This window comes from Paenibacillus jamilae (assembly GCF_050482105.1).
Taxonomy (GTDB): Bacteria; Bacillota; Bacilli; order Paenibacillales; family Paenibacillaceae; genus Paenibacillus; species Paenibacillus jamilae_B.
Genome location: NZ_JBCNHI010000035.1, coordinates 1 through 8311, shown reverse-complemented (window position 1 = coordinate 8311; position 8311 = coordinate 1). Strand labels below are relative to the sequence as shown.

7 protein-coding genes and 1 pseudogene are annotated in these 8311 nt (G+C 40.8%); 3 read left to right on the top strand and 5 right to left on the bottom strand.

Going from position 1 to position 8311, the window contains the following annotated elements; all coding sequences use genetic code 11:
- Positions 1–1823, bottom strand: a 1823-nt coding sequence (locus ABEW32_RS25305) for a contractile injection system protein, VgrG/Pvc8 family (RefSeq protein WP_430192919.1), incomplete at its 3' end; no start/stop codon positions are given.
- A 602-nt stretch (positions 1824–2425) separates the two neighbouring features.
- On the opposite strand from ABEW32_RS25305, the gene ABEW32_RS25300 reads away from it, so the two are divergent.
- Positions 2426–2584: a hypothetical protein gene (locus ABEW32_RS25300; protein ID WP_430192921.1), complete on the top strand. Its 159-nt coding sequence runs from the start codon at positions 2426–2428 to the stop codon at positions 2582–2584.
- Positions 2585–2756: 172 nt separating this feature from the next.
- Here ABEW32_RS25300 and ABEW32_RS25295 read toward each other — a convergent pair.
- Positions 2757–3008: pseudogene (locus ABEW32_RS25295) on the bottom strand (phenolic acid decarboxylase); the annotation flags it as partial.
- A 200-nt stretch (positions 3009–3208) separates the two neighbouring features.
- Here ABEW32_RS25295 and ABEW32_RS25290 point away from each other — a divergent pair.
- A complete protein-coding gene (locus ABEW32_RS25290) occupies positions 3209–5449 on the top strand; it encodes a carbohydrate binding domain-containing protein (RefSeq protein WP_430192917.1) in 2241 nt (746 codons plus the stop codon).
- Between the two features lie 376 nt (positions 5450–5825).
- On the top strand, positions 5826–6482 hold the full coding sequence (locus tag ABEW32_RS25285; RefSeq protein ID WP_430192915.1) for a recombinase zinc beta ribbon domain-containing protein: 657 nt from the start codon (positions 5826–5828) through the stop codon (positions 6480–6482).
- Between the two features lie 28 nt (positions 6483–6510).
- Here ABEW32_RS25285 and ABEW32_RS25280 read toward each other — a convergent pair whose 3' ends face one another.
- The 3 genes from ABEW32_RS25280 to ABEW32_RS25270 form a co-directional block, all read right to left on the bottom strand.
- Complete coding sequence (locus ABEW32_RS25280) at positions 6511–6798, bottom strand: hypothetical protein (protein ID WP_430192913.1); 288 nt, start codon at positions 6796–6798, stop codon at positions 6511–6513.
- Positions 6799–7325: 527 nt separating this feature from the next.
- Entirely contained in the window at positions 7326–7727 is a 402-nt protein-coding gene (gene cdiI, locus ABEW32_RS25275; RefSeq protein WP_225683681.1) for a ribonuclease toxin immunity protein CdiI, read from the bottom strand.
- Between the two features lie 9 nt (positions 7728–7736).
- The coding region (locus ABEW32_RS25270; protein ID WP_430192911.1) for a CdiA family toxin C-terminal domain-containing protein at positions 7737–8311 on the bottom strand (575 nt) is incomplete at its 5' end.

Below are 8311 nucleotides of genomic sequence, written 5' to 3'. Positions count from 1 at the left end.
TGTTCATACTGAGTAATTAACCCTTGTAATGCTAGACCAGCCAAGTGTTTCAACGGATGAATGCCGTTCCCTTTACTGCCTCCAACGGAAGGGGTCCCTTTGCTCCGAACAGGGATCGCTGCGGTTGCTCTTAGAATCACCCCTCCTGCAGGTCCACTTAGCGCTCCTGCAACAACGCCAACCACTTTTCCCATCACTGGAATGGAGCCTAATAGCTTGGACACCGTACCCATCAAGGCATTCGCCTGTTGATGCTCTGCTGGACTGGTGACTTTTGCTTTAGGGGTAGAGGCTTGGCTGCTAGATGAATCCCTAGCTGCTGACTGGGCTGCTTCATAGGCTTTTATGCTCATGAGTGGCGGCTCAGGCACAGGAGGGAGGTCGGCTACGAAAACCGGTGCCTGAGCCGTACCTTCCTGATATATCACCGGAGCCTTGGTATCCGTCTCACCATCCAGTACCATGCTGCTGGCTCCGCCTTTTAAATACAACGCCGTTCCAGCTTCGAGAGAAAGTTCCTCGCCAGCATTAAGCTTCACGTGACCACCCTGAATCTGCACATTCCCTGGACTGTCAATCGTAATGCCGCTACTTTCATGCAGTGTAATGGAAAATTCACCGGAGGTGGATAGGGTCAGCTCGTGCTCAGACATTTCGACGGAGCTACCTTGCACATGTTGCCATACCTTCACATTCGGCTGATCATTTATGTAGCGTTGTTGTCGCAGCGAATCTGTTACATAGGCATCCTGTTCGCGGTGGGTAGGCAGATACAATTCCACTTGTTCCCCGATTTCAGGCATATCGTACCAGCCACTATGTTCTTCGGCGACATAACGAGTGGACACCGGAAACCAGCAGGCTTTAGCAGGATCTTGCTTCGGGTCAATGTCCAGTTGTAGCTGTACAAAATCCTGCTGTACCTTCAGCACCGTTCCTATCAGCGAAATTCCAGTAGCCTGATTGTTTTCATATCGGGTATAGCGGATATCCGGTTCGGCTTGAAGATCATAATGGGTACGCAGTAAGCCATCTGCTAAAGTTGTCACGGCTCGAACCACGACCAGTTCTTTGCCTTGTCCAATAGGTAGCGTGATGAGGTCGCCCAGCGCATAGTATTGCAGACTTTCGATCATATAGGTGATATACGAGCCAGCACGTTCTCCCAGCTTTTCCGCATCCAGCTCATGAAATGTTTTCCGTACTCGATAAAATACGTCCCGTTCCACCTTATGCTGCTTGCCTTCTGGCATCCCAAAGAAAACCTTGGGCGAGGCTGCGGTTACCTCTGGCACAAGTACGGAACCAAAGCGAGAAGCGAGGCGTTTTAAAAACGCCCAATCCGTCTCCTCATATTGTAAAACAAATGTCTCCAATTTGGCATGGTTGCTTACCGTATCAATGGCATCTCCGTACTGATATTTTCGAACCAGCGCAGTGACCAGATCATCATAAGTGCGGTGAATATCTTGATAGGAACGTCTTTTACGTTTGATATCCATCTGGTACGAATGGGAAGCGGCCTCCAGTTCAAACGTATACACGCCTCGCACACAATGTACGGACATACGCGTGACAATCCCATGAAACAGCCTTCTCAGCGATTGTCCCTGATCATTCAACTGACGAATCGCAATCGGCTCTTGCTCCATATTATGACCGATACAAGCTGCTCCCTGTTCTTCGGAGAGCATGCCACTGATATGTAAATAGGCATGATCGTTAATTGTACGTGTTATTTGAAGTTGTTCGATGTGTAGGAGCTGAAAGGGACCATAAAAGCGTAGGCTTTCATAGCCAATCCCATCTGATAATACGCTCAAGTGAGTTCATAACTCCTTTCTATATGTGATGGGTATTTCCAAGTAAAGCACGTCATCTTGCATTCACTTCTGATTAAAGAAGCAGCAGATGAGTACAACAGTGAGTCCATATAGATATGTATAACAAGGTTTGTACGCTAAAAAGGAACGAGAGGTGATATTTAATAAACAACCCAGCATATGTATTTATCGGTTAAAAGAAAGATTTAGTTTACAGAATGACCCATTGGTTGGGGGATTTACTATGTTTATTTTTGGAAGTAGGAGGATGAGAGGGAAGTGTAACATGAGTTAATATAGGAATATGGTAATATGCAAGTGCCGAGATCGGATACCATTTTTGAACGTAAGGATTTGGAGTTGAACAAAATAAGGTTATTCCCTTCTGTGACGTGCAATCAACTTGCTGTGGTTCAATTACTTTAATAAAACAGATGCAGGGAAGGTCAACATATACCAATGATGTATGTATTTGCGGGGAATAATGGAAGCGGTAAAAGTGCGATTCAGAACCTGGTTGTTGACCTGACTGGGAATTAGCGTAAATATTGATCCTGATGCCTTGCCCAGAGGAATCGAAGAGACTCTCTGAGATGGGTATTGTGAACAGACCTGAATTCTCGGAATGGGAGGATAAGCATCATTACAGGCAAGCATTGGAGAATGAAGCTTTGTACTGGCAGGGCATGAAGGACGGAGCACAGTTTGTATATGTTGTATTAGTGATGATACTTCATGATGAAAAAGAGAAAGAAGAATAGCCAATGGAGATTAGATGGTTATAGAGAACATTAAAAAAGATGCTGGGCACCTACCAATCTGGTCATACCCCCTGTCAAGTAGACAGGGTATGACCAGGTTGGTAGGTGTTTTAATTTGTCTTACGTTATGAGGCACAGGCTCAGGCTTTTCAGTTCAATTCGTCTTGATTGACTATGCTTGCAACTTACCCGCACGAATATCATCTGTCATGCCCGCGTAAGGTGCCTGGGCAATCAACTTCTCGTTGTTCACACCTGCATTTTCAATGAAAGTAATATATGCGAATTCAGGAACTACATGCTTCGGATAAGTCTCATACTTTTCACGCGATTCTTCCATCAGAGGGATGAAATCATTTTGATAGCGTACTTTAATCTCTGGATGCTCATGCACCCATTTCGGAAAGAAAATAATACCATGCATGGTCAATGAAATGGCTGGATGGGTTCAGTATCGGAGAAGCTTCGCCGAAAGAATCATAAACTTTAAGTCGGTATAAGTCGATTAAATAATTAAGGGCTTATATATACACAAATTTCTATATTAGAACATATCTAGCGGTGAACTTAAGCCCAGGCGTAGAAGCCGTATCTAAAAATAGAATTCATTCCAGGAGGTAAGCTATGAATAAGAGAACAGGCTTTAGATTTTTAGTTGTAATTATGATGATTTATGTATTTACTTTTAATCTGGGTGTGGAAACTGTAAAGGCAAATTCCGTATATTATGTTTCTACAACGGGGAATGACATCACTGGGACTGGTACACTATCAAATCCATGGAAAACCATACAAAAGGCAGCAGATACCATGAAAGCCGGAGATACCTGCATCATACGAGGTGGTACATACCGGGAAACAGTAACACTTCATACTTCCGGAACTTCTGCAATACCCATAAACTTTGAGGCTTATACAGGAGAGAACGTAACGGTATCCGGTGCCGATCCGGTTACTGGCTGGAAAAATTACTCCGGATCCATCTATTATGCGGAAATGAGGGGTTCCCTTGGAACAAAAAATCAGATATTTGTTAATAAGCAAATGCAATTTGAAGCTAGATGGCCCAATTCATCAACACTTGATCCCTTAAATTCAACATATGCAACAGTTGATTCCGGTTCCACTACAACCATCAAGGATGGAGACTTAACTCAGGCACCTGGATACTGGGTTGGCAAAACGGTTTGGAGTGTTCCGGGAACAGGCTACAAATCTTATAAAAGTACCATTACCAGCTCAAGTGACGGCTCCATTACCTTTGATCAAATAGATACTGCAGCGACAGGCGGTAACAGCTATTATATTACTGGTAATCTTAAAGATCTTGACAGTGCGGGAGAATGGTATTATGACAGCATTACTGGCAGGCTTTATTTATGGGCACCTGGTGGAGTTGATCCGAATACTTTGACAGTAGAAGCAAAGAAGCGGACTTATGCATTTGATTTAAGTTCCCACTCTTACATAAATATTACCGGAATTAATATCTTTGCCTCCAGCATTAAAATGTCTAATTCTAATTACTGTAAAGTTTCTAATATGATTGCGGAATATGTCAGTCATGATTCGGATGTTACCAGACAATACAGTACAGGGATATTTATGTCCGGTACCAATAATGAGCTTAGAGACAGTACTTTGACCTACAGTTCCGGTAATCTGGTGAGTATAGAGGGAACAGGAAATAAGGTAATTAATAATCTTATTCATGAAGCAAATTATTCGGCAGCGGATATTCCGGCAATCTATCTATTGGGGGCAAACCATCTAATCAGTCATAATACGGTATATAACGCTGGGCGTCATCTGATATTTATGCCTACCCAAAACAGCCAGATACAATATAATAATCTGTACAATGCAGGAAAGCTGACAAAAGACTGCGGAATACTCTATGAATTTGCCTGGGATGGGCAAGGGACGGTAATTCATCATAATTACATCCATGATAATCTGGCAAAGAATTATTCCGGCACTGGTATCTATCTGGATAACGGTAGCAAGGGCTATACTGTGCATCATAATGTTGTATGGGGAAACTATACAGGGATAAGATTGAATACACCCAGTAATTTTAACCTGATTTATAACAATACCACCTACAGTAACGGAAATGTAGGATATTGGGGAAGTAATTTTCAGTCGGATATGTACGGCGACAGAATTTTCAACAATATCTTTACTACAGCCTTTACACTGCCTGGTACTCATATAGAGGGAAATAATATTACCTCAGAAACCAATCCGTTATTTGTGAATCCCACAGCATATGATTTCAGGTTGCAGTCTACTTCTCCAGCTATTAATGCAGGGGTTGTAATATCTGGAATCACGAATGATTATGTTGGTGCGGCACCGGATATTGGAGCATATGAGTTCGGTGGAACTGACTGGACTGCCGGGCATGATTTTTCTTCACCTCCGGACCCGGTTTTTGAGAGTGTCAGCCTACTTTATGTTAATAACGTAAGGCAATCTGATTTCGAGAAAGGGATAATCTCACCATGGGCAGCAACATATTCAGATACTGCTGCAAGTGTATCGGTACCAAGAAGCGGCTTTAAGGGTGTTAGATTGGGACCCGGAGAAGATGGTATCGAGCAGGTACTTACGGGGCTAAGTCCTAATACCAGCTATATGTGTACCGCCTGGGTTAAGGCAGACATAGGAGAGCGGATTCAGATTGGCGTTAATGGTTTTGAAGGAACGGATGCATCCGCAACATCTGACAGTACATCCTGGACGATGGTAAACATTCCTTTTACAACCGGAGCAGGCGCCACCAGGGCAACAGTGTATGCTTACAAGAATCCTGGTACAGCATATGTTTATGTGGATGATTTTGGGGTAGTTGAGCAATAAATTATTTTACTGGTTTTATGTTTGACAGGATTGTCAGAAAGTCAGAAAAACCAAGACTGCCTGGGGGCAGATGGATTAGGAGGGACACTTTCAGTCAAAATAAAAAAAGAAAGACATAAAGACTCCGATCTAAAAACGATAGATTTTCCGCCAAGGGGCGACCAGGCCTTAGGGTCATCATTTTTGTACACTCAAGGCACGTTGAGTGCGTGGTCGTAATATGTCGAGATGAGAAGCATTAATATACGAGGGTCAAGAGCAATTTGAATATGTTCCTGCATTCAAAAAATTGTTTTAGGGTTGAGTGCGGGAATATATTTTATTTACATACATAAGGCACATGTGTAAGCTGTTTGTTCCTTGATTTAAAAGGGGTTTGAGTGATTCCAGCAAATATGCACTGAGCAGTAAAGTATATTGTGGATGCTGTGGAGCCATTTTTAAACGCCGAACCTGGAACAGCAATAATCCATCCAAAAAAGTAGTATGGCAATGCAAAACGTATGTCAATGAAGGTAAAGCAGTTTGTGATGCCAAATCGGTTGATGAACAAATTTTACATTCTGCGTTTGTACGAGTATTTAATCGGATGTATGAGAACAAGAAAGAATTCATTAAAACGCTGAAGGGCAATATTGAATCGGTACTTTCCAGCAAAGTAGAACGAGACCCCTTAGTTGAAATTGAAGGACATATGCAACAATTGAAATCCGACCTGAAGGAATTGGTAAATCTCAAGTTGCGGAATCAGATTGATGAAATTGTATATGATGAAGAAACGAACAGACTTTCCAGTGAGCTCAACGAGCTACGGCAACAGATGCTGATACTAGAGCAGGAGAAAGAGCAGCAAGCAAAAATTAAGGAACGTGTGGATGAAATTATTCAAGTACTAAGCTTACGGGAAGATATACTGGAACAATTTGATGATAGCCTATTTAATGCGTTGGTGGAGAAGATAACCATTCTCTCACCAGCGCATTTTGTTTTTACCTTGGAAAGTGGAATGAGCATAGATGAAATATTGGACTAATAGAATCATAGGCTAAAGTGATCAAAAGCTAACGAGTAACTGTGGGTTGTATGATGGGAAGGATCAATCGAATCCCGTCTTTAACTCCTTTCATATAGGTAGATTGTTTGTCCTGACTTAGTTGATAGCCTACTGCTTCTTCCCATTCCGATAGCAGACGTTGAATATCTTCGTTTTGGTTGGTTTTGAATTCATCCATTTGAGTGAATAGATTTTTGTCCTCAGATAAACATGAAGCCTGTCGTTCACTGGCTAGTTCAAATTGATAAAAACGTTGGCGTAATGCTTCTTGAAACCAATCTGGCCAATTTGACATTGTGTATTTTCCCTCCCGTGGTTTGAGTGCGTGTATGTTAACTCTGATGGGGAGGGATGGCAAGTCATTGTTTTGTGTGGAGGGATGTTGAATTATCTTTAAAAATATATTTTGCATTTGGATTTGTATGTAGATTTAATTATTGAAAAAAATACCCTATTTAAGTAATAAGGATAACAAAAAACAGGTCAATCATGGTGGCATCTGACCATAATCGACCTGTCAATGTAACGGAAAACCGTTATTTAGGTGATGAAATTCAAGCATTGATGTGTGCGTACAAACTAAATGACGAAATCTTTATACACGTATTATATGGGTTAAATGTGTTATTGCTTGAATGATGGGTTCATTCGGCACTGGGTGGTGTCTACTCATCAACAAACCTCAATAGGATAAAAGACCACAATACGGGTGGCTATCTCGTATTGTGGCAATGTTGGTTGTATTGTACGATCTTGTTGTTGGAGTTCTAAATTAGTTTACACAATATCGTGCAGCCCTCCACTAATCGCCATACCCAACCACTATTCTTCAATACCATATTTGGATTTAATTCTTAACAAATATTCGTTTATCTCATCTTTTTTATCTGAGTTCTTTTCAATATAGAAATTACACGCTACCTGCAAATAATCATATAGTTCTTTATAACTGACAATATCATAATTATCATCTACTCCATAATAAAACAAAACCCTATTCTCGCCAAAATAACCTTCATCCCCAACATCGTATTCATCTGAATAGATTACTCCCATATAATCTCGTCTCTCAATATACTCGTTTAAAAAACCCTCTAATACCTTAACAATATCATGTTCCAACACAAAATCACCAAGAACATCAATGACTGAGCCTTTTTCAAATCCTTTTTCTTCATACATGAGAATCAACTTATTTTTATCATTGTAAACAGTGTTCATCATGTTATCTCCTTAATTTTCTCCAAATTTCAATACCGGATAAAAGTTCTCGATTTCTCCAGTATCAATATTTTTTATCCCTTCAAACTTCAATCCATTACTTGAAACTCCTCGGATTATTTGCTTATTTGCTTGGCTTTTCAATTGATTTACTCTTTGCGATTTTATACCTTCTTCCATAGCCTCTTTTCCTAATCGAACAATATCATCACTGGAGATTACATTAGGGTCATATATGGTTTTCTTAAGAGGTGGCTTATCTTCTTTTGGAATAACTTTATATTCGCCTGTTCTTTTTCCTTGGTAGTTCTTTACTTCAACCTTTAATCTGTATTCAATATCAGATATTCCTGAGATATCCGGATGATTTGTTCTTCCTACTTCTTCATATCCATATTTCCCATTTATGTCAAAGAATTTCTTAAACTCCTCATAATTATGCCCACCACTGACACCTTTCCAATCTGTACATTTTTTAACTTCTCCGGTTAAATGTTCAATATGGTAACCTTCTTTATACTTAAGATTACCCGTCCCCTCAGTTTCAGGCAGTTGCGATTTAACAATTTCTTTTTCCTTTTTTAAAT